This window comes from Haloarcula terrestris, assembly GCF_031624315.1.
Lineage (GTDB): Archaea > Halobacteriota > Halobacteria > Halobacteriales > Haloarculaceae > Haloarcula > Haloarcula terrestris.
Window position 1 is genome coordinate 176,263 of the sequence record NZ_JAMQOM010000005.1, and the last position, 19,733, is coordinate 195,995.

Below are 19,733 nucleotides of genomic sequence, written 5' to 3' on the forward strand. Positions count from 1 at the left end.
GTACTAGCTCCTGATGCGTTCGTTCTCGGGATCGAACAGCGGCCGACTCCCGACGACCTCGACCGTCACCGGATACTGCTGGCCCATGTATTCGACCTGGAGGCGCTTCCCTTCCTCGGCGTGGGATTGCGGGAGATACGCCATGAGGAGGTGTTGCCCGACGCTCGGACCGGTACCAGCGCTGGTCACGTACGAGCGACGGCCTTCGTCGTCAACGAGTACGTCTCCGTTCTGGTCGAGGACCGGCTCGTTGCCGAGCATGAAGCGCCGCTCACCGCCATCGGGGGCGTGGTCGTCAACGGACAGCGTACACAGCGTGGCCGTGTTCTCCTCGTCAATCGCCTCGGCGTAGGCCTCCTTCCCGATGAAGTCAGCGTCCTTGACGCCGTGGAACGTCAGCCCGGCCTCTGCGGGGTTGTAGTCCAGTTCCAGTTCGTGGCCGAACAGTCGGTACCCCTTCTCGAGCCGTCCGGTCGTTCCGTAGACGCCCATGCCGGCCGGCCGGACATTGTGGTCCTGTCCGGCCTCCCACAGCACGTCCCAGAGGCGGCGACCCTGGCCCATCGGGGCGTAAATCTCCCAGCCCTGCTCGCCGATGTAGGAGAGTCGCATCGCCCAGGCGTCGACCTCTCCGACCGTGATTTTCTGTGCCGTGTACGGTTCGAACGCATCGTGGGACATGTCTTCTTCAGTGACACTATCCACCATCTCGCGGGCGTTCGGCCCCCAGACGCCCAGCGTGCACAGCGATTCGGACTGGTCAATGAGGGTCACGTCGGCGTCGTCCGGGATGTGGTCGCCGAACCAGGCTCGGTCGGCTCCGCCCGCCGCGCCGCCGGTGATGACCCGGTAGTGTTCGGGGCCGAGGCGAGCGATAGTCAGGTCCGAGACAAAACCGCCGTTTTCGGCGAGTATCGGGGTGTAGACGGTTTTTCCGACCTCGACATCAACGCGGCCCACGGCCATCCGTTCGAGGTAGTCAACGACATCCGACCCGCGGAAGTCGAAGATGCTGAAGCCCATGTCACCGATCATCGACACGTGCTCGCGGGTGTGGAGATGCTCCGCGAGGATAATCGGCGACCACCACCGCGAGTCCCACTCGTTGGGCCGCTGGAACTCGGCGAGTTCGTCCTCGTATCTGTCCAGCAGGTCGCTGTTTGACTCGTACCACTGTGGCCGCTCCCAGCCAGCCGCCTCGTGGAACTCCGCGTCGAGATCAGCCTGTTTCTCGTAGAACGGGCTCGTCCGGAGTTCCCTCGCCGACTGGTACTGCTCGGCCGGATGGACGATGTCGTATATCTTCTGGAACCCCTCACTGGCCCGGTCTTTGACGAACGAGCGGGAGTTCCCGTACTCGTAGAACCGGTTCACGTCGGCCCCGTGGAGGTCGATATCCGACCAGCCACGCGTCATCCACTGGGCGACCGCCTCGCCGATGGCCGGGGCCTCCTTAATCCAGACCGCGGCACACGACCAGAGCCCGTCAACGTCCTGCAGCGGCCCCAGAAGCGGCCCACCGTCGGGTGTTTGTGAAAGCAGGCCGTCGATTTCGTGGCGGATGCCGGCTTCGGGGTCGTCGAGGAGTTCCGGGACGATTTCCAGCGCGTCGGCCATCGACTGCTCGAAGGCGTCCTCGGTCAGTGGGGGTTGCGTCGGCGACAGCGGCGCTTCGTCGATGGACGGGATGTCCTCGACATCCCAGAGTATCGGCCGGTGCTGATAGGACCCCACTTCGAGGTCGTTCCCGTGCTGGCGCTCGTACATCTGGGTGTCCATGTCGCGGACGACCGGGAACGAGATTTCGCCCTCGTAGTCCTCGAAGAAGGAGATCGGCCCGACGCTGACCATCTGGTGGACTGCCGGCGTCAGCGGAATTTCGACGCCGGCCATCTCGGCGATTTTCGGGCTCCAGAGCCCGGCCGCAATGACTACGTCATCGGCCGTGACAGTCCCTCGGTCGGTCTCGACCGCCTGTATCGATCCGTCCTCGACGTGGAGGTCAAGCACCTCGGTATTGGGCGAGACGTGGAGCCCGCCGTCGGTGTACTCGTCTGCCCGCGCACGCATCACTTCCCCGGCCCGGAGCGGGTCACAGGTGCCCGCACCGGTGCTGTAGAACCCGGCTTTGATGAGGTCAGTGTTGACGTACGGGACGAGGTCTTCGACTTCTTCGGGCGTCAACAGCTCCGCCGGTTCACCCCACGCCTTCGCCGACTGGACACGCCGTTTCAGCTCTTCGACCCGTTCCTCGGTGCGGGCCACTTCGATACCGCCGCTGTTGGTGAACGTGTCCATGTCCCTGTATTGCTCGATACTTCGCTGGGTGAGGTGGGTCATCTCCTTCGAGTGTTCCACCGGCATCAGGAAGTTCGAGGCGTGGCCTGTCGAGCCACCAGGGTCGGGTAACGGCCCCTTGTCCACAATTGCGATGTCATCTCGTCCCATTCGGGCGAGGTGATACGCCAGACTGTTCCCGACGATACCGCCACCGATGATTACTGTACTGGCCTGTGACGGCAGCGAGTCCGAACTCATCGTCGTCTCACCCGTGTGCTGGTGTGCCGAACCGTCTGCTCTACTCTCGTGCTAATAGCTCTCAACATCGTATCGTACGTTTTGAGGGTGGTGTGATGCCAGAATGAAGCAGCGTCCACAGTTCTGGGGCGATTTAAGTACCCCCGGTCCCGTTGCCACCCATTAGATGGCCACTACCTATAGTAGCCATTGAAAATCAATACACACCTGATCGCACGACAGCAGTGCGATCAATGTGTAACTCGTTTCAATTGTTACTATAGAAGAATTACTAATCGAAAACCACGCCCGAACGCCGGACAGGCCTACAGACCCCAAGTTCGCGTTCTGCGGGTGAAGGTGCCGAGACAACCCACTCATACTATTGCCTATCTAATACGTTGTGTTTTGAGATGCCGATGATTGCAAACAGTAGGCTGACGATAGAAACAATGTGACGACTGGATCACTCGGATCGGCAACTCCGGCAACCAGGGTGCAGTTGCTGGCACTCAGCGGCCATTGGGTCCGCCGGCGTGGCGTCGGATAGACTCTCTGAACTGTGTGCGGTCGGCCTCGCTGATCGTGCCGACGCGTTCTCTAGTGGTCGTTTCGGTCTCCGTTTCGATGCCGCGCATTACCTCGCACATGTGCGTTGCCGTCACTTCGACGGCGACTCCGTGTGCATCGAGTTCCTCAGCCAGTCCAACCGCGATGTCTCGCGTGAGCGTCTCTTGTGTCGTCAACTGGCGCGACTGCCAACGGACGTACCGGATAAGCTTCGACAGACCCACCATCTCCTCCCCAGGCCTGTACGCCACGTGGGCGACACCCTGAAACGGAAGCATATGATGCTCACACATGCTTTGAAGCGGGATCCCTGTTTTGACGATTAGTCCGTCAGTCTCCGATTCGAAGGTCCGCATTACAGGCTTGGACTCCGTCCGTGACCCTTCGGTCAGCGTTTCAAGCATTTCCGGGACACGTCGGCTCCAGGTATCGGACAGCCCTGTCGAATCGGGATCGCGGCCAGCGGCTTCAAGTAAGAGACGAGCACCACGTCGCGCCTTTTCTTCGTCAAAACTGTCTGTCGGTTGCGTCGCCGCGTTATGTCCAGTTGTCGGCTCTTGTTCCCGTGAATCCATTATATTCCTACAGGAGAGCTGAAGGTAAAAATCCTCTGTCCCTGCGGTTCCGTCACTGGAATCACAATGTTACTATTGTTATTGCCACCCGCAAATGGTTAGAATGTTTGTATTCTGTGTTCGAAACTACGGACGCGATTCAGTTTGAGGAAGAACAAATCGAAAAGTACCGCACAACGTAATTTTGACAGCCGTGTTTCATAGATCGGAAAAAGTGGCGTGGTGAATTTCATGCTGGTCAGTAGCAGCGGTCACGCTAGAGTGGCGGGAGCGATGACTGGATTTGGTATGTGGAACGCGAGCGGATCCCGTGAGCAAGGACGCTTGCTATTCAGATATAGATGAAAATATATCGAATTACAATACTTTCTTTCATATTTATATTATAGCTGGTATCCGTTCCTGAATCCCAGCCTATGATAGGACACAGACGACTGTTTTCACCCAGATAGCGAAAGCATAGAAGCAAGTTGTACTGGATGAGACTGTGATTCGGACGGCAATCACCAGAGCTAGGTGTGCGCTGCGGCCCATCTTGACACAAATAAGTCCCTCCGTATCTGTCTTCTCATCACGTAGATAACCCACTGAATCGATGATCGCCGAGAGTACTGGGAGAAACACCACATTTGCGACACCGGATTTCTTGTCAATAATGGAGACTTACCCAAGCCGCTCTGCAACGAAATTGATTCGATTGTAGAGACAAACCATTATAAATACTATCAGACATAATTGAGACGACAGAGACACTAACCTATACAGTTTCAAACTGTTTCACTCACGGTAAACAAGACCCAGCCAAATCGAGATATAAACAGTTGCTGTCTGGTCCAATACTGTTAACTAAACATAGCCTTACAAACGGAGATTGCTACTGCTGCTTCAATAGCAGGACCATCGTCAACTAACACTTGTACAAGCGTTATTAGAGGGGACGGTTGTCAGTTATCTCAATACACTCTCGGTCTTCGTTTCAATACTGCACCCCTCAACCAGTTTCTCAGTGTAGGTATTTTTGCAGTCACTGTTCGTGGAAAAACGACGTTAGGCCACCTGATGTCAAGTCCAGTTACTTCCAGGTTCACTACCTGAAACCGCCGCAATTTGCAGCTACTGGGTGGGGATGGATTTCTATTGGTGGCACCGATCTCGTGACAGAACAGTCGTCACCGGCTGTGCAGTTCCGCCGTCGGTTCGCATCTCTCAAGCGCACAGACAACCGCACAGAGCAGACTGAGACACAGTCGACATAGCTATCTCCTATTTGTGAGCGGTTTATTCTGCAATACAGAATCAGTATCTGGTTGAAACGCTCTATCGCTAACTGTATCCCTTAATATAACCTTCAAGTATAGCAAAAAATGACCACCGTGGGAAATGTAGCCGATATTTTATTCCATCTACAGTAATTAACAGTAGAACGGGCTAAATAATCAAAGATATTCCCCAATGTAGAATTTCAAAATGAGTCTCGCATAGTGAGAATATAATCGATGAGTGCCACAGTAGTTTTTTATATCTGCGTGCAGGTGATTGGCACGATGAATGTGAACGAGTACGGCGGAGACCCAGCAACTGCTCACAGGACAGCGATAGAGGAGGTTACTGAATTTAGGGAATTTGGCGCTTGGGTCGGTGGCGAATCAACTAGTGGCGAAGGCAGCGAGCGTATTGAGACTACGGACCCTGTGACCGACCAGCAAATCGCTGAAATCCCGGCATTTCGACGCAGCGATGTCGACACTGCGGTGTCTGTCGCCTGGACTGCATTCGAGACAACGTGGTCCGAAACGACACCAGCCGAGCGGTCGCGAATGCTCTCTAACTGGATAGACGAACTGCAAAGCCATGCCGAGGAATTGACCCTGCTCGAATGTCTCGATACAGGGAAACCACGGGCTCACGCGCGGGCCGAGGTACAGGGTGCAATCGAAACGCTAGAGTACTACGCCGCAGCAGCGAGGATTAACGAAGGAAAACAGATCGATGCAGAGAATGATCTCCACCTGTACACTCGGCAGGAACCATACGGCGTTGTGGGACAGATTGTCCCCTGGAACTTCCCCATATGGGCCGCTGCATGGAAACTTGGGCCTGCGCTCGCGGCGGGTAACTGTACCGTACTGAAACCGTCGGCGAACACCCCGCTAACAACAATCCGGATGGCGCAGCTCACGGCTGACATCCTCCCCGATGGCGTTGTCAACGTGGTGACTGGGTCTGGCTCACGGGTCGGTGGGCATCTTACTGAACACGACGACGTTCGCAAGATTTCCTTCACTGGGAGCGAAGCAGTCGGAAAGCAAGTGATGGAGTCAGCGGCAGACCACTTCGCTGCCGTCACCTTGGAGCTGGGAGGCAAATCCCCGTTCGTCGTGTTTCCCGACGCCGACATGGATAAAGTCGTAGACGCCGTCGCCGAGGGCGTCTTCTATAGTACGGGCGAAATCTGTGACGCGCTTTCCCGCGCAATCGTTCACGAGGACATCATTGACGAGTTCACGGATCGGTTCGTCGAAAAGGCAGAGTCCCACGTACTCGGAGACCCACTGAAGGACGAAACCACAATGGGACCGCTGACCACCGCCGCGCAGTTGGAGACTGTGCAAGAGTATATACAGACCGGACTGGACGAAGGTGCAACACTGCTCACCGGCGGCAATATACCGACAGATCCGGAGTTACAGGACGGTTGGTACATCGAGCCGACTGTGTTCGGCGACGTGACCAACGACATGCGGATCGCACAGGAAGAAATATTCGGCCCGGTACAGACGATCCAGTCGTTCTCGACCTACGAAGAGGCGATCAAGCTGGCAAACGATACGAAGTTCGGCTTGGCTGCGGGGATCGGAACGGAAAAAACATCGCTGGCGCACAATGCAGCGGCGGATATCGATGCCGGTCTTATCTATGTAAACGATTACGGCCCGATTCTCCCCGATGCGCCATACGGCGGGTTCAAGAACTCCGGTATCGGACGGGATCTCGGTGAGGAGGCGCTGGATCACTATCGACAGACAAAGAGCGTCTATGTGAACCTCGACGAACCAAGCCTGTGAGGCCACGGCAATGCAAGCAGGCGCGTCGAGTTTGGCTCGAATCGCTGTATTATGATTCTATCGACGCGACAATCTGCTCGCGTAGTTCACTGGCGCTGATCTGGTAGACGTTGTTTCCCTTCTCGTCGCGATGCCGTTCGACCGCCACACAGTCGCTCCCGTCAAGACGGAACACCCAGACGCTGGGATAGCTTGGATCCTCACTTATAAGATTGATCTGGGCATCATACTTGGCTTCGATTTCATCGAGGACCTCGTGAACGTACGTCCCGTCGGTGAGCCGCGACGGTTCGTACTCCGGAAGACCCATCCGTTCCCGAAGTGCAGCGTTCTTTTGCCACCACTGCGGTCGCTCATGTGACATCACACCACAGGGTCATATAGCACGGAAGTTAATCTTTGCGACCGCCCTCGTCAAAGCGGAGAAATACAGCAGGTTCGATCCGGTACGATATGTGTAGCGGACAGGAATCGACAGAGTCCTCGCAACTACACTCATTCCGAACAGTGGCTGTCCCCTGGGACGCCTTCGATGGTCCGAATCCCCGGTATTGAGAACAGAGAGCTGGAATATCCTGGAATCGTTATTACGGAATCATCAGTAACTGAGAAAAAGGATTATATGGCCACTGCAAATATGATTAGCTGGATGTCACAAGCAAAGTCCCACGCGTTAGCGGATACTACCGTTGTCGACACGGATGTGCATATTACGGTCGAAGAAGAGACCGTCGCAAAATACCTCGATGAGCCGTACCGTTCAAGCATCACTGATTCGCCCCATGCGATGTTTCCCTCCAGCAGTTGGGATCAACGAATGGGTGGCAAGATTGACGACCACTTCTCGACCTTCACCGATCCCGAGGACATCCAGCAATTCCAGTCTGACTTCGATATCGACTATCCGATCATCAATACGTTTGAACCCCTGGGAAAGTTTCCCCAGCCCGACCTGGCGATGAGCCTCATGCGGGCGTACAACGACCTGCTACTGGATCAGTTTTTAGACGACTATGACTTCTTAGGCCTCGCAGCAGTCGCAACACAAAAGCCAGAGGAGGCGGCGGCTGAGATTGACCGCCTCAGCAACGAGGATGGGATCGTTGGGATCTATATCGGGACGAGCGGTGAGTACCCGCCCCTGGGCGATCCCGTCAACGATCCGATTTACAGAGCCGCCGAGGATAACGATCTCCCGGTCGTCTTCCACGGAAATGGGGACGAGTTTATGTTCGACTTTCCACATCACAACAAAGGGTTCAACAACTACTTCGAGGTGCAAACGCTCGGTCATCCATGGCAACAGATGGCCACGATGTCGAGCCTGCTGGGTGAAGGTGTCCCCGCGAAGTTCCCCGATCTCAACTTCGTTTTCCTGGAAGCCGGAATCGGGTGGGTGCCGTACATGATGCACCGGATGAACAAGATCTATCGAATGCGGCGCAGCGAGGTGCCACTCCTCGAAAAGTCCCCAGAAGAATACATCCGTGACCAGTTCTATATCGGCTCCCAACCGCTGGGCGAGCCGAATACGTCCGACGATATGAAGCGGATGATCGAGACGCTGGGCGCTGATATGCTGATGTTCGCGACTGACTATCCACACTGGGACTTCGACCATCTCGAAGAGCTCGATAAGTACCTTCAGCACTACTTCACTGAGGAAGAACGGCGGAAGATCCTGTACGAGACGCCGGTTGAGGCGTTCGGTCTGTCACTGTAACAATGAGCGAGCATACGGTAGCCACGGTGGAAGAACTCGACGACGGGGATCGGAAACTGATCGAACTCGAAGGCCGTGAGATCGCGCTGTTCCGGATAAACGGTGAGTTTCGCGCATACACGAACTGGTGTCTCCACCAGGGCGGACCGGCCTGCGAAGGCAGCGTAACGGGTACAAGCAGCGCGGAGTTCGACCGAGACGAACTACAAACGGACCTCCAGTGGTGCAAAGAGGGTGAGGTCCTCAATTGTCCGTGGCACGGCTGGGAATACGACATTCCGACGGGTGAGTGTCTCTCGAAAGAGGGGACGAAACTGCCGTCACACCCGGTCGAAGTCAAAGACGGCGACGTAATCGTCTCGTTGTGAGGACAACGACCGCTCATCGGTCAGCGGCCCTTCGATTCAGCGGACATTCGGTTCGTTGAGATTCAATTCGATTACATTGATGGACTGCCGCAACTCCGCGGCCATCTCGCCTTCCAACCGGTCGGGAGTCATCCTGTGAGCGGGACCAGCAATGCTGAGTGCACCGAGCACCGTCCCGTCTTGACGTGTAATCGGTGCCCCGACCGATTTGAGCCCGGTGCGGAACTCCTCCCGGTCGAACGCCAAGTCCTGGTCTCGAATTAGTTCGAGTTCGTCTGCTAGCGCGGCACGATCTGTGATCGTCTGTGGGGTCTGTTCCGGTAACCCGTGCGTCTGAAGAATTGTTTCGCGCTCCGCCTCGGAAAGGTGGGCAAGAATCACCTTGCCGACGGCAGAACAGTGCAGATGTGTGCGAACCCCGGGAATCGCAGGGTATTGGATATCTTTACTCCCCTGCCCGATATCCAGATAAATCCCCTGACCGTGTTCTTCGACTAGAAGCGTAATCAACTCCCCAGTCTCCTGTGCGAGCTTCTGGACCTCAGGATGTGCGGCGTCGTACAACGGAATACGATGACGCACCCGTTCGCCCAGGCCCAGAAACCGGAGCGTCAGCTGATATTCGTTCCCAGACTTCACGACGTATTCGAGTTCTCTGAGTGTGCTGAGGTGGTTATGAACGACGCTCTGTGATCGATCAACCCGCTCTGCGATCTCGACGACACGCGCACCCCCCAGCTCATCCAGTGTTTCAATTATTTCGTTCGCTGTCTGAACCGCTTTCACAGGGTTATGTGCTTCGTGAGACATGCTTTTGTCCAGACATCGGTATTACAAAAACATTGTTCTCGAAGACAGAATACACTGGTTCTGTAAAGGCTAACACCAAACAGTGTACTATATTGTCCACTTATCTACGGGCAGATAGTGTTAGAATATCTATAATTTCAGCAAACATTAAGTAAAAGCCCCGAAATCTTAGGGTGAGTATGACAGTCACACGCAGGAGCTTGCTTAAAATGAGTGGACTCGCGGGTGGGTCAACCATCATCGGGTCTCTCGCAGGGTGTAGTTCGCTCAGTGGTAGCAGTTCAACCAGCATTACCGCTGCGTCAATGCAGTGGTCCGAGGCGAAGTTGATGGGATATCTCGGGCACGAATCGCTGAAGGCAAACACCGATTATGCAATCGAAGACGAGATCGGCTTAGGAGGGTCCCAGCAGTGCTTCCAGGCCGTCAAGAACCAAGAGGTTGATTTATATCACCTCTATACTGGGGGAGCATACGCGACGATCCCGCCGAAACACACGGAGAAGCCGGAGTCTCCCGAGGCAGCCTACGAAATTGCCAAGCAGGACATGGCAGAAGAGCACAACCTCTCGTATCTCGAACGAGCACAGTTCAACAACACCTACTCCATCGCACTGCGTCCCGGTTTCCAGGAGGAGACTGGACTTGAGACGATCAGTGGCTTTGCCGAATACCTCAACAGCGGCAACACAGATCTTACCGTCGTGCTCGGGCCAGAGTTTGCTGAACGGTCCGATGGATGGCCCGGTCTCACGGATGCATATGGCTTCTCCGACGCCGTATCGAATGTCAACATCCGGAAGATCGGCGCAAACTTGACCTACCAGGTTCTGGGAGAAGGGGAAGCCGAGGCAGGAATGGTGTTCACCACGAACCCCAAGATCAGGCAGTACAATCTCGCGACGCTTGAGGACGACCAGAACTTCTTCCTGCCGTACAATCCCGCGCCGCTGGTCAACTCCGAAACGCTGTCCGAAGCCCCGGAAATAGAAGCCGCACTGAACGAACCAATGCGCGCACTTGACAGTGAACAGAAGGTCATCGAACTCAACTCTCGAATCTCCAACGACGGCGAGGAAGTCCAAGCCGTGGCCCGGGACTTTCTAAAAAGTGAGGGGATCATCTGAAGCGATGTTCGCCGAGAGCTTCGCTTCGATGGTACTGGTAGGAGCGTACGTCCAGTTCGTTCAGGAGAACTTCGGCGAACTGTTGACGCTCCTCGTTGAACACGTCATTATTACGGTCCAGACAGTTGCCATTGCAGTGCCGATTGCGGTCGCGCTGGGGATCGGCATCACGTACAACGAACGCGCTGCGACCGCTGTTCTGTGGCTGGCTGGCATCGCCATGACGATTCCGAGTTTAGCTGCGTTCGGCCTCTTGATTCCGTTTCTGGGTATCGGAAGCCCACCCGTCGTCTTCACGCTGGTGTTGTACTCACAGTTGCCGGTGATCCGGAACACGTACGTTGGGCTCACCGGTATCGAAGAATCGACCATCCAGGCGGGGAGAGGACTCGGGATGACGCGAGCCCAGCGACTTCGACGGATTCAGATCCCGAAGGCGCTTCCGATCATCCTCGCTGGGGTCCGAAACGCCGTCGTGATCGTCGTGGGCGTCGCCGCTGTCGGTGCGTTCGTCGGTGCAGGTGGCCTTGGAACGCTCATCTTTCAGGGCATCCGAGAGGCTAACCCGGTGATGACTGTCGTCGCCACAATCGTCGTCTCCGCGCTTGCACTCGCATCGGATTATGGGATCGCCACTATCGAACAACTCCTTCGGATTCGCAACGGCGAGGAAGTCAATCCACGGCTCAGCACCCAAATGTGCAGGAGGGCACTCCTATGATTGAATTCGAGAACGTCACGAAACAGTATCCGGATGGCACAGTCGCGATCGAAGATATCAGTTTCAGTGTCGAGGAAGGCACGACAACCGTCCTTGTCGGTCCGTCTGGCTGTGGGAAGACCACGACGATGAAACTGGTCAACCGACTCGAAGACCCCACCGAGGGAACGGTGTACGTCAACGGTGCCGATAATCAGGAACTGGACAAGATCGAACTCCGTCGGGATGTCGGGTACGTTATTCAGGAGATCGGGCTATTCGATCACCTGACGGTGGCCGAAAACGTTGCAACGGTGCCCGACCTGGAGGACTGGGAGCAAGAACGAATCGACGACCGTGTCGATGAGCTCTTGGAACTGATGGGACTGCCGCCCGAGGACTACCGCGAAAGCTTCCCCGACGAGCTCTCGGGTGGCCAGCGCCAGCGTATTGGCGTCGCTCGGGCGCTCGCAGCTGATCCAGATGTCCTGTTGATGGACGAACCCTTCGGCGCGCTCGATCCCATCACTCGTGAACGCCTCCAGAACGAGTTCCTCGACATCCAGTCACGGATCAACACCACCATCATCTTCGTGACCCACAGCATCGACGAAGCGCTCAAAATGGGCGATAAAATCGCGATCTACAACGTCGGAGAGGTCGTCCAGTACGACACGCCACAGAACATCCTCGCAAACCCGGCGACGGAGTTTGTCGAGGACTTCATCGGAGACAACCAGACGTTCAAGCAGCTGGATATCACGCTCGTCTCAGAGGTGATGGAACCCCTCGACGGGGGAGAGAGTGCTGTGGCCGATACCGAACCCCTCCAGGTTGCCGCTGACGGCGGTGACGGACCGCCTGCCGTAGCCGCAGACGCGACGCTCAAGACTGCACTCACGCGGCTGCTAGCGACTGATACTGTCGAACTGCCAGTCGTTGGGGACGACGATGTCGTCGGGACAATCTCCGAACGGCACATTCGGGACTACTTCCAGCCAGAAAAGACGGGAGGGAGCTAAATGGCTGGTATCGCCAGTACGTTCATCGATGGGATGCAGTACTTGTTGAGTAACGGCGCAACCTTCTGGGGACTCCTCCAGCGCCACCTGTTACTGGTGTTGATTTCGGAAGTCGTTGCGATCACCGTCGCAGTTCCGCTGGGTGTTCTCGCCACCCGGTACGAGCGTGCAAAGGGACCAATCCTATCGCTGGGGAACGTCGCCCAGACAATACCGCCACTGGCAATCATCGCGCTGGCGTTTCCGGTCCTCGGACTGGGGTATCTGCCGTCTGTGGTAGCCCTATTTATTTACGCCCTGTTGCCAGTGTTGACGAACACGATCGCCGGCATCGAAAGCGTCGACGAAGGGGTTATCGATGCTGCCCGGGGAATGGGGATGACACAAAACGAGCGGCTGACACAGATCGAACTCCCGCTGGCCCTCCCAGTGATCTTTGCGGGGATTCGGACCAGCACCATCATCAACGTCGGCACCGCTTATCTCGCCTTCTTTATCGGCGGTGGCGGGCTTGGAGTCTGGGTCATCAGTGGAATCAATCTCTTCAATATGCCACAAGTTGTCGCTGGCGCAGTGCCCGGGGCGTTGTTGGCAATCTCTCTTGATTTCATTCTCGGACGCATCGAAGGCCATCTCGGGGAGTCCAGTCCGGAGGGGACGAGTGCCGTTGCCTGACCAAGGCTATCGATTCCGCGCCGAATGAACCAAAACGACTGGACCGCACAAGATTGTCTTGACAGCGACACTGGAGCGAAGTTCCGATAGTTCCGAGGCAATCACATCGACAAAATTCACCGCGTCTGTCAGCGACACAACATTATATCTGATTGACTGGACTTGCTAGGAGGGGGTGGTCAGGATCCTACAATAGTTCCAACAGTGTCATTTTCGCACTCTTTGAGCGTGAATCAGCACGTCAGCAATATACCTCTGAAAAGTGTTAGACCGGTCGCTGACCCAGTGTATTACCAAACTCGCTTGTGAGTGTCAATGATCTCGATATCCCTTACTGAGGGAGGGACATAGTGAGAAGTGCCAAGATGCGGTCACCCTCTATACCGCACGGCTGGGAGACCAGAATCGAAATCACGTATAAATCCATGGTGCAGTCCCACTGTGTCTTTAAGTTCCTTCTCCCAGTCGTTTCAGATGGGTCCCGTGACCACCTGCACATCGTAGTCCACGTATAGCCCACGGGTCCTCTGGTATTCGTGGCTGCCTCATCGCAGCCACTTTCGGCTGCACTTCTTCGACAGTCACTGCTCCCTCAAGTCCTGCTTCGGTCTATTACTCCAGGTGAGATCGCTTTGCTACCGTAACCCCGAAGTCTCTCACAATAGTTCGGCAATTATTATTCACTATAGGCCGATACAGATCTGTATTTCGAAAATATATAGCAGATCGCTCTTAGGTAGCACATCGTTGATGGTTCGCTGTCTTGCAGTTTTGGTCTGTATCGAATGAACGCTAATCTGGTCAGAGAGACATCCAGGTCGATGGTCTTGGACTCTCGTCAGAACACCGAGGCCGTATTCAACAATCTGCTACGGAAGAGCGTAGCAGATAATCAGTCACATATAGCCGCGGATAGACGCAGCGTTCTGAAAACCATCGGTGCCGGCGCGGTGAGTGCAGTGGTCTTGGCCGGAGCCAGCGGGTCGGAGGTGGCCGACGATGGCCGGCCATGGTGAGGAGCCCGTTCCGTTGAACGTGCCGATAGCTAATACCGTGTTATATACTAACTTTCTTTTTGACTAGATGTGAAGGTATGCCGTTCGATACATATATAAATAGGATAGTTACTTTCGTAAATACTATTTTGGAGTTGGCTTTGATCAGATATGACTATTGAAAGGTAGTATGTTACCATAGTTTGGCTATCGATTGTAATCGTAATAGTATGCCAGTATAAATACGAACCATAGAGAGATACAAGCATACTCTGTCGTAATACGTGAGATCCGATACGAACCCAACGACGACCTCCACCTCAGAGACATGTGTGACACAAAAGCCGTCGTGAAAGCAGGTTCTTCACTCACTCAGGCAAGAACAATGACGGTTCGATATCCCTGAACGAGCAGGTTGTGAATACAGATCACAACTGTTTTTGATACCAACTACATATTATTCGGTTGGGTTCTGGTCCCCGCTCCGTTTCCCTTGAATCCCTTCCGATTCATCGATTGGCCTGGGACTGGAACCCGTCGTCGTGGATGACGACTTTGAATGGTGCGTTGCACGCCACTCCCCCCGGCTGCCCACCATTTCTCCCACTCCTATGCTGCCCTGCACTACTCACTCAAGTCCAACTAGTGGTACTGTGTGCATTGTAATGGCTCGTATACGACCCGGTTCCGACTGTTATCGTCTCTCGTTCGTCAAGCGACTGTGATTCCGTGTCCGACACCGAGGTAGCCCCGTTAGTCGGCGAAACGGATGACGTTACTATAGCATCGCAGCGACTTCTTATTCGTCTTCGTTTGCCCGCTGTCGATACGATTCGAGCAAATCATCGAGGAGCAGACACCGTGGATCCGTGACCGGGTACGCGGTGTCGATGTACTCCTCTGCGGTCTCGATTTCGCCTCGAATGGCGAACTGGCGGACTCGCGCAGCGTTCTCGTAGAAATTCTCGTTGATCTCGGTCGAGATTTCCGTGCCGGCGTCGGTAGACTTGTGCTGAAAGACCTCACTTTCGAGATCCGTGAAATCAACCATCTCCGGTTCGTACCCGTCGATTTCAGAAAGAACGTACTCCACGGCAAATCGCTGAAATTCGGACTTGCTCGAGAAGACACCGTCGTCTACCATCTCCTCAACGCAGTCCATCACCGTTTCGGGGAACCGGACCGTTGATTTGACCACGTACGTATCTTCACACCGTGGATCCATATAAAATATACTCCCGAGAGCCATCGTAGTGACCCCAGTTTGGTAGCGCCAACGGGGGCGAGCGATCTATTGTGTGACGAACGGACGTTTAGAAGAATATCTCGATAAACGACACAGTTGAAGGGTTCAAAGATTTATATTTTCACCTTGGAATTCGTCGAAGTGAACGGTCTCTCGAAGTCATAGCGTCCCCGTTTTACTGCTGGTGTTGCACTGTGTCAGTCACGTATACCCGGAACTCACCTGATGCTGGACTATTCTGGGCTCTGGCATCACACGGGGGCTTGTGTCTGAAACGAGGGATCTACCCGTGGTCGGATGTGTCGTCGTCAACCCACAGGTCGAAGCCGACGACAAGCGCCGTGATACTTGGCGGTATAATCAACAGCACTCCACCACCGGATGGGATCGTAATGCCTGCAATCGAGAGACCGAGATACACACCGATAACGACCGGTGTGCCGGCGAGCGCAGCGCCGAGTCGAAGCGACTCGGACCGGAGATAGCCAACGCCCCATCCGATGAGGCCCCAGCATATGAGTACGAACGAAAGGCCCAAAACGAGGAGCGCGGTGAGTTCTGTCCCGATATCGTTTGGACCGGCGGAAGTGAACAATAGCGTCCCGAGTACGCAGGTTCCACCTCCGACAAGACCGGCGAACGCGAACACGCGCTGTAAGCGTGACATCGACTCGCTATCGCGCCTGAATAACACGCTCAAGCCGATGAGGCCCAGTATGTTTGCGATCACCGTGAGCGCAGGTACGAGCGTCCGTTGGACCCAAATCGCACTAAATAGCGGCGGGTCGAACACGTACGAATCTCCTGGCTGTGGTGCGGGCCAGAGGTCCAGCGGAAGTACAACGATGACCAGACACACTGCACTCAGAGCAAGGAGCAGGCCGGCGGCCCGATGTAAGCGACGCGCCATCGCAGGTCACTCACCTCCGAACGCCACGACGGAGCCCTCTGGTGACACGCTCACAACGCCGCCGTCGAGTACCGCCAGTGAGACGGCCTGATATTCGGCCGGGTACTGCCAGACTGCGTCGCCGAAACGCGTCGTGAACGCAGTGAGCCCGATGTCGTGTTGGAACGTGAATACGGCATCCTCGGACGCGGCAGTCACGGCGCCACCGAGATTGATCTCCGAACACCACCGGGGCTCCGGCGCTCCCTCATCAACCTGATCGAACGCGAACGTCGCGCTGGATGCTTCACCGGGTCGTTCGATCGCGTACACGCTTTCGGGCGTCACGACCGGCAGCTCGAAGGAACGCCCACGGTCGATACGCCACTGCTCGGTCCCGTCAGTGAGCGAGCGACCGACTAGGTCGCCGTAGGTGCACACGTAGACTGTTCCGTCTGCTACGACAGGATACCCGTCAGGCCGATCAGATTGTCGCCACTGGATCTCACCGGTTTCGGCATCCACCGCCACAACTTCCTCACCGGCGATGACAGCGGTGCTGTCGGCCACGGCCAGCCTCGTCCCATCGACGTAGACCGTCCACTGTCGGTGTCCGTCGGTGGTGTCAAATCGGGCTACCCCATCGGCAGTGGGAACGAACAGCGCGTCATCAGTCACCGCTGGAACGCCTGCCCCGACCACCTCGGTGTTGCGCCACGCAACAGCTCCGTCGTCAGCCTCCAGAGCAACGACGCCATCAGTCGTTGCGAGGAAGACCCGGCCGTTTGCCATTACCGGGGGCGCCGGGCGGTCTCCGATGCCGGCCGGTGACTGAACAGTTGCCGGTTTGAGCTCGCGTCGCCACTGTTCTGTCCCGTCACGGAGCGATAAGGCAACGACACTGGCCGAAGTCGTCAACACAACAATGCTGTCGGCGACGACTACCGCACTCGCACCGATGTTTTCAACGCCCGAAATCGTTGTAGAGATATCCGCACGCCACTTGACCGACGGTGTCGTCGTTTCCATTCGGACTGGTGTATAAGCCGTGTTCGCCGCGTCGAATCGCGGCGTGGGCCATGAACCGTCGGGGACCGTCTCGAAGCCCGCGTTGTCGGTCCCCGATTCGACTGTATAGGACGGTTCTGGCCTGCCGTCGTCAGGGCACGACGACGAGCAGCCAGCGATACTGGCGACTGTTCCGGTGGCGACCATCCCGAGGAATGATCGCCGCTGCGTGGAGGGCATCAAATGCTCGTTTTAATAGCTTCATAAAAAATGTTAGTGTAACGTTGCTTCAGTCGTGTGGTGTAAGCGAACTCCGCTCCCGAGTATCCTACCCAACAGTGAGTGTCGAAACCGTATCCATCCGGACGGAAATTCGGTTAAACGGTTGTCATTAGGTGCAAGTTGAACGGTGGATGTGATACAGACCGCAAGTAATAGTTTTATATCAGAGGTTTAATCGTTTTCAGAGGCATCCTCAGGAAGCAACACCTCAGGTCGCTGGAGATAATCTGGGATCCGTGCGAATGTTCTGATACGATCCCATTCGTCAGATGTAAAATTGCTGTCCATGAGTAGTAGTTCCCTGTGAGTGTCTTCAATATATCGATATACTAATGAAATATGAATGATAATGAAACTAGGAATAGATACATATCAAAAATAGATTAAATGGTCTATATCCGTCAAGACGTACTGGCACCGCTTCGTAATCAGAGAGACCAATTACCGGGAATAATATCACCATTAGCATGGTAAAATAAGTAGCAGACCTTTGCAACTGGAGGACTACGGGGCAAACAATGGCTACTGAGGCGACGTTCACTATTCCGGCAGACCAGTTCCCTTTGGGGACAGTGTTCAACCAACTACCGAATGTGACGGTCCAGTTAGAGCGACTGATCCCCGCAGGGGATGTGATGATTCCCTACTTCTGGGTGCGGGGAACCGAAGTCACCGACATCGAGAGTGCGTTCACCGAGCATCCGGGAGTGCGGGCGATTCGGCTTGTTGACTCTGTTAATGACGAGTACCTGTTACGCGTAGAGTGGGCGCGGGACTATTACGACGTGTTAACCATACTGGCAGAGACAGAAGTTCCACTGATTGAGGCTATCGGTACAAGCCAACAGTGGACGTTCAAAGTTCGCGGTGACAACCGGGGAGACCTCGTAGATTTTCAACAACGCTGTCAAGACCTTGGAATTCCAATCACATTGACGAATTTGAACGCGTTGACGCCAGTTGAGACGACGATCGAAGCCATCCTGACTGACACCCAGCAGGAGGCACTGACTCTCGCTTATGAACGTGGCTACTTCGAGTCCCCGCGAGATGTCACAATGGCAGAACTCGGTACGGAACTCGGCATCTCACAGCAGGCCGTCAGCTCCCGCCTCCGGCGCGGAATCAAGCACATCCTCGGGAACACGCTCTCCACCATCTCTACTCCACGTTGACATATTATATAAAGGGGTTGTATAGTAAAAAGTAACCCTAAATCACGTCAGGTGACTACATTAGAGCTAATGCAAGGTGGTTCTGTTGCCTATGACTCGCTACTTGACCTGTGCCGGAACCAACATCGTCGAATCGTTCTCAAGACGCTCGTAGAGGAACAACAGTCAGTAACAGTTGATGACCTTACCGGGGTCGTTCTCAAGTATAATCATCAGATATCAGTTACAGAGGCATCTGAAGACATCCTAACAGAGATCAATAACTCGTTATATCATACGCACCTCCCGAAGATAGCCTCGGAAGGACTCATAAACTATAATCCTGAACGCCAACTCGTGGAACCAACCAAGCAATTAGATCAGGTGCAGCCGACCCTGACCACGCTCTTGGATGCCGATCCCTCGCTCAAAGCGCCGATAGAACTGGAGTGTTGATCAGCCGCTTTCCATCCTCGTTTTTTCAGATCGTTCTATTGAGAGAATGAGGACGAGGACCAATTCGTTGGCGCAGTGGGTGGGTAATTTGGTCATATAGTGGTAAAATATACTCGGTCGCCCGCTGGGATTCCAGGCCCGTGATCCTCAATATAGAACCCGTCATCAAGCGCACCCACAGTCACAGTACTATCGTCGCTGCCGTGGTCAAACACGTTCCGAATGAGAGACTACGATGTCCCCGAGACGAAACACTCTACTCGGAATCACAGTGTGTGGGCAGAACTGACCGCCGTACAAACCGACCGTCTCTACACATCCGGCAATCCTCGTCAGGGTCCGTTGATGAACCGCTTCCAGCTAGAGATGACTGCCAGGCAATTCTATCCGGAGCAGTTCGGTGAGTGGCCCGGCTACGTCGACGGCGAGCTACATCCAGAGGTTCCTGATGACGAGCAACTGTTCGACCGACAACGCATCGCGGAGATCATCAACGGAGACAGCTGAATACGGACAGTAGCTCCACTCACCACCAATCAAATCGGATCGCG

General features: G+C 55.2%; 17 protein-coding genes. 10 read left to right on the plus strand and 7 right to left on the minus strand.

Annotated features, from left to right (window positions below; genetic code table 11):
• Nucleotides 1–3: 3 nt before the first annotated feature.
• Both NDI54_RS13870 and folE read right to left on the minus strand, forming a co-directional pair.
• Nucleotides 4–2,538 carry a GcvT family protein gene (locus NDI54_RS13870; RefSeq protein ID WP_310897029.1) on the minus strand — a complete coding sequence of 845 codons (2,535 nt, stop codon included), beginning with the start codon at nt 2,536–2,538 and terminating at the stop codon, nt 4–6.
• Between the two features lie 491 nt (nt 2,539–3,029).
• The gene (gene folE / locus NDI54_RS13875; protein WP_310897030.1) at nt 3,030–3,662 is read right to left on the minus strand and encodes a GTP cyclohydrolase I; all 633 of its coding nucleotides are present in this window, start codon (nt 3,660–3,662) and stop codon (nt 3,030–3,032) included.
• A gap of 1,544 nt (nt 3,663–5,206) precedes the next feature.
• Here folE and NDI54_RS13880 point away from each other — a divergent pair.
• Nucleotides 5,207–6,727, plus strand: a complete 1,521-nt coding sequence (locus tag NDI54_RS13880; protein WP_406600188.1) for an aldehyde dehydrogenase family protein — start codon at nt 5,207–5,209, stop codon at nt 6,725–6,727.
• A 49-nt stretch (nt 6,728–6,776) separates the two neighbouring features.
• Here NDI54_RS13880 and NDI54_RS13885 read toward each other — a convergent pair whose 3' ends face one another.
• Complete coding sequence (locus NDI54_RS13885) at nt 6,777–7,091, minus strand: hypothetical protein (protein WP_310897032.1); 315 nt, start codon at nt 7,089–7,091, stop codon at nt 6,777–6,779.
• A gap of 168 nt (nt 7,092–7,259) precedes the next feature.
• Here NDI54_RS13885 and NDI54_RS13890 point away from each other — a divergent pair, with 168 nt between their 5' ends.
• Together NDI54_RS13890 and NDI54_RS13895 are read left to right on the plus strand one after the other, a co-directional pair.
• Nucleotides 7,260–8,450 (plus strand): amidohydrolase family protein, encoded by a 1,191-nt coding sequence (locus tag NDI54_RS13890; protein ID WP_310897033.1) that lies wholly within the window; start codon nt 7,260–7,262, stop codon nt 8,448–8,450.
• Nucleotides 8,451–8,452: 2 nt separating this feature from the next.
• Complete coding sequence (locus tag NDI54_RS13895) at nt 8,453–8,818, plus strand: Rieske (2Fe-2S) protein (RefSeq protein WP_310897034.1); 366 nt, start codon at nt 8,453–8,455, stop codon at nt 8,816–8,818.
• Between the two features lie 36 nt (nt 8,819–8,854).
• Here the strand turns inward: NDI54_RS13895 and NDI54_RS13900 are convergent, their stop codons facing one another.
• Nucleotides 8,855–9,628 carry an IclR family transcriptional regulator gene (locus NDI54_RS13900; RefSeq protein WP_310897035.1) on the minus strand — a complete coding sequence of 258 codons (774 nt, stop codon included), beginning with the start codon at nt 9,626–9,628 and terminating at the stop codon, nt 8,855–8,857.
• Between the two features lie 209 nt (nt 9,629–9,837).
• Between NDI54_RS13900 and NDI54_RS13905 the strand changes: the two genes are divergently transcribed.
• The 4 genes from NDI54_RS13905 to NDI54_RS13920 are packed head-to-tail and all read left to right on the plus strand — an operon-like array spanning nt 9,838 to nt 13,152.
• Entirely contained in the window at nt 9,838–10,755 is a 918-nt protein-coding gene (locus tag NDI54_RS13905; RefSeq protein WP_310897036.1) for a glycine betaine ABC transporter substrate-binding protein, read from the plus strand.
• Between the two features lie 4 nt (nt 10,756–10,759).
• The gene (locus NDI54_RS13910; protein ID WP_310897037.1) at nt 10,760–11,476 is read left to right on the plus strand and encodes an ABC transporter permease; all 717 of its coding nucleotides are present in this window, start codon (nt 10,760–10,762) and stop codon (nt 11,474–11,476) included.
• On the plus strand, nt 11,473–12,477 hold the full coding sequence (locus tag NDI54_RS13915) for an ABC transporter ATP-binding protein (protein WP_310897038.1): 1,005 nt from the start codon (nt 11,473–11,475) through the stop codon (nt 12,475–12,477). The genes NDI54_RS13910 and NDI54_RS13915 overlap by 4 nt, the downstream gene beginning before the upstream one ends.
• Entirely contained in the window at nt 12,478–13,152 is a 675-nt protein-coding gene (locus NDI54_RS13920; protein ID WP_310897039.1) for an ABC transporter permease, read from the plus strand. It begins immediately after the preceding gene.
• 1,794 nt (nt 13,153–14,946) lie between these two features.
• Here the strand turns inward: NDI54_RS13920 and NDI54_RS13925 are convergent.
• The 3 genes from NDI54_RS13925 to NDI54_RS13935 all read right to left on the minus strand — a co-directional run bounded on the left by NDI54_RS13925 (nt 14,947) and on the right by NDI54_RS13935 (nt 17,497).
• On the minus strand, nt 14,947–15,309 hold the full coding sequence (locus tag NDI54_RS13925; RefSeq protein WP_310897113.1) for a transcriptional regulator: 363 nt from the start codon (nt 15,307–15,309) through the stop codon (nt 14,947–14,949).
• A 367-nt stretch (nt 15,310–15,676) separates the two neighbouring features.
• Complete coding sequence (locus NDI54_RS13930) at nt 15,677–16,303, minus strand: hypothetical protein (RefSeq protein ID WP_310897040.1); 627 nt, start codon at nt 16,301–16,303, stop codon at nt 15,677–15,679.
• A 6-nt stretch (nt 16,304–16,309) separates the two neighbouring features.
• Nucleotides 16,310–17,497, minus strand: coding sequence for an outer membrane protein assembly factor BamB family protein (locus NDI54_RS13935; protein ID WP_406600189.1), 1,188 nt, complete (start codon nt 17,495–17,497; stop codon nt 16,310–16,312).
• A gap of 593 nt (nt 17,498–18,090) precedes the next feature.
• Here NDI54_RS13935 and NDI54_RS13940 point away from each other — a divergent pair.
• From NDI54_RS13940 to NDI54_RS13945, 3 genes are all read left to right on the plus strand, one after another.
• Nucleotides 18,091–18,747, plus strand: a complete 657-nt coding sequence (locus tag NDI54_RS13940; protein ID WP_310897042.1) for a helix-turn-helix domain-containing protein — start codon at nt 18,091–18,093, stop codon at nt 18,745–18,747.
• 69 nt (nt 18,748–18,816) lie between these two features.
• A complete protein-coding gene (locus NDI54_RS21540) occupies nt 18,817–19,182 on the plus strand; it encodes a DUF7344 domain-containing protein (protein WP_455032225.1) in 366 nt (121 codons plus the stop codon).
• Nucleotides 19,183–19,527: 345 nt separating this feature from the next.
• Nucleotides 19,528–19,689 carry a hypothetical protein gene (locus NDI54_RS13945; RefSeq protein ID WP_406600182.1) on the plus strand — a complete coding sequence of 54 codons (162 nt, stop codon included), beginning with the start codon at nt 19,528–19,530 and terminating at the stop codon, nt 19,687–19,689.
• Nucleotides 19,690–19,733 lie beyond the last annotated feature (44 nt).

Coding starts and splice junctions, on each gene's coding strand:
- NDI54_RS13925 (WP_310897113.1), bottom strand. CDS start 15,309: ATGGACTGCGTTGAGGAGATGGTAGACGACGGTGTCTTCTCGAGCAAG.
- NDI54_RS13945 (WP_406600182.1), top strand. CDS start 19,528: ATGAACCGCTTCCAGCTAGAGATGACTGCCAGGCAATTCTATCCGGAG.
- NDI54_RS13935 (WP_406600189.1), bottom strand. CDS start 17,497: ATGGTCGCCACCGGAACAGTCGCCAGTATCGCTGGCTGCTCGTCGTCG.
- NDI54_RS13895 (WP_310897034.1), top strand. CDS start 8,453: ATGAGCGAGCATACGGTAGCCACGGTGGAAGAACTCGACGACGGGGAT.
- NDI54_RS21540 (WP_455032225.1), top strand. CDS start 18,817: ATGCAAGGTGGTTCTGTTGCCTATGACTCGCTACTTGACCTGTGCCGG.
- NDI54_RS13890 (WP_310897033.1), top strand. CDS start 7,260: ATGGTCCGAATCCCCGGTATTGAGAACAGAGAGCTGGAATATCCTGGA.
- NDI54_RS13905 (WP_310897036.1), top strand. CDS start 9,838: ATGAGTGGACTCGCGGGTGGGTCAACCATCATCGGGTCTCTCGCAGGG.
- NDI54_RS13880 (WP_406600188.1), top strand. CDS start 5,207: ATGAATGTGAACGAGTACGGCGGAGACCCAGCAACTGCTCACAGGACA.
- NDI54_RS13930 (WP_310897040.1), bottom strand. CDS start 16,303: ATGGCGCGTCGCTTACATCGGGCCGCCGGCCTGCTCCTTGCTCTGAGT.
- NDI54_RS13910 (WP_310897037.1), top strand. CDS start 10,760: ATGTTCGCCGAGAGCTTCGCTTCGATGGTACTGGTAGGAGCGTACGTC.
- NDI54_RS13915 (WP_310897038.1), top strand. CDS start 11,473: ATGATTGAATTCGAGAACGTCACGAAACAGTATCCGGATGGCACAGTC.
- NDI54_RS13870 (WP_310897029.1), bottom strand. CDS start 2,538: ATGAGTTCGGACTCGCTGCCGTCACAGGCCAGTACAGTAATCATCGGT.
- folE (WP_310897030.1), bottom strand. CDS start 3,662: ATGGATTCACGGGAACAAGAGCCGACAACTGGACATAACGCGGCGACG.
- NDI54_RS13920 (WP_310897039.1), top strand. CDS start 12,478: ATGGCTGGTATCGCCAGTACGTTCATCGATGGGATGCAGTACTTGTTG.
- NDI54_RS13900 (WP_310897035.1), bottom strand. CDS start 9,628: ATGTCTCACGAAGCACATAACCCTGTGAAAGCGGTTCAGACAGCGAAC.
- NDI54_RS13940 (WP_310897042.1), top strand. CDS start 18,091: ATGGCTACTGAGGCGACGTTCACTATTCCGGCAGACCAGTTCCCTTTG.
- NDI54_RS13885 (WP_310897032.1), bottom strand. CDS start 7,091: ATGTCACATGAGCGACCGCAGTGGTGGCAAAAGAACGCTGCACTTCGG.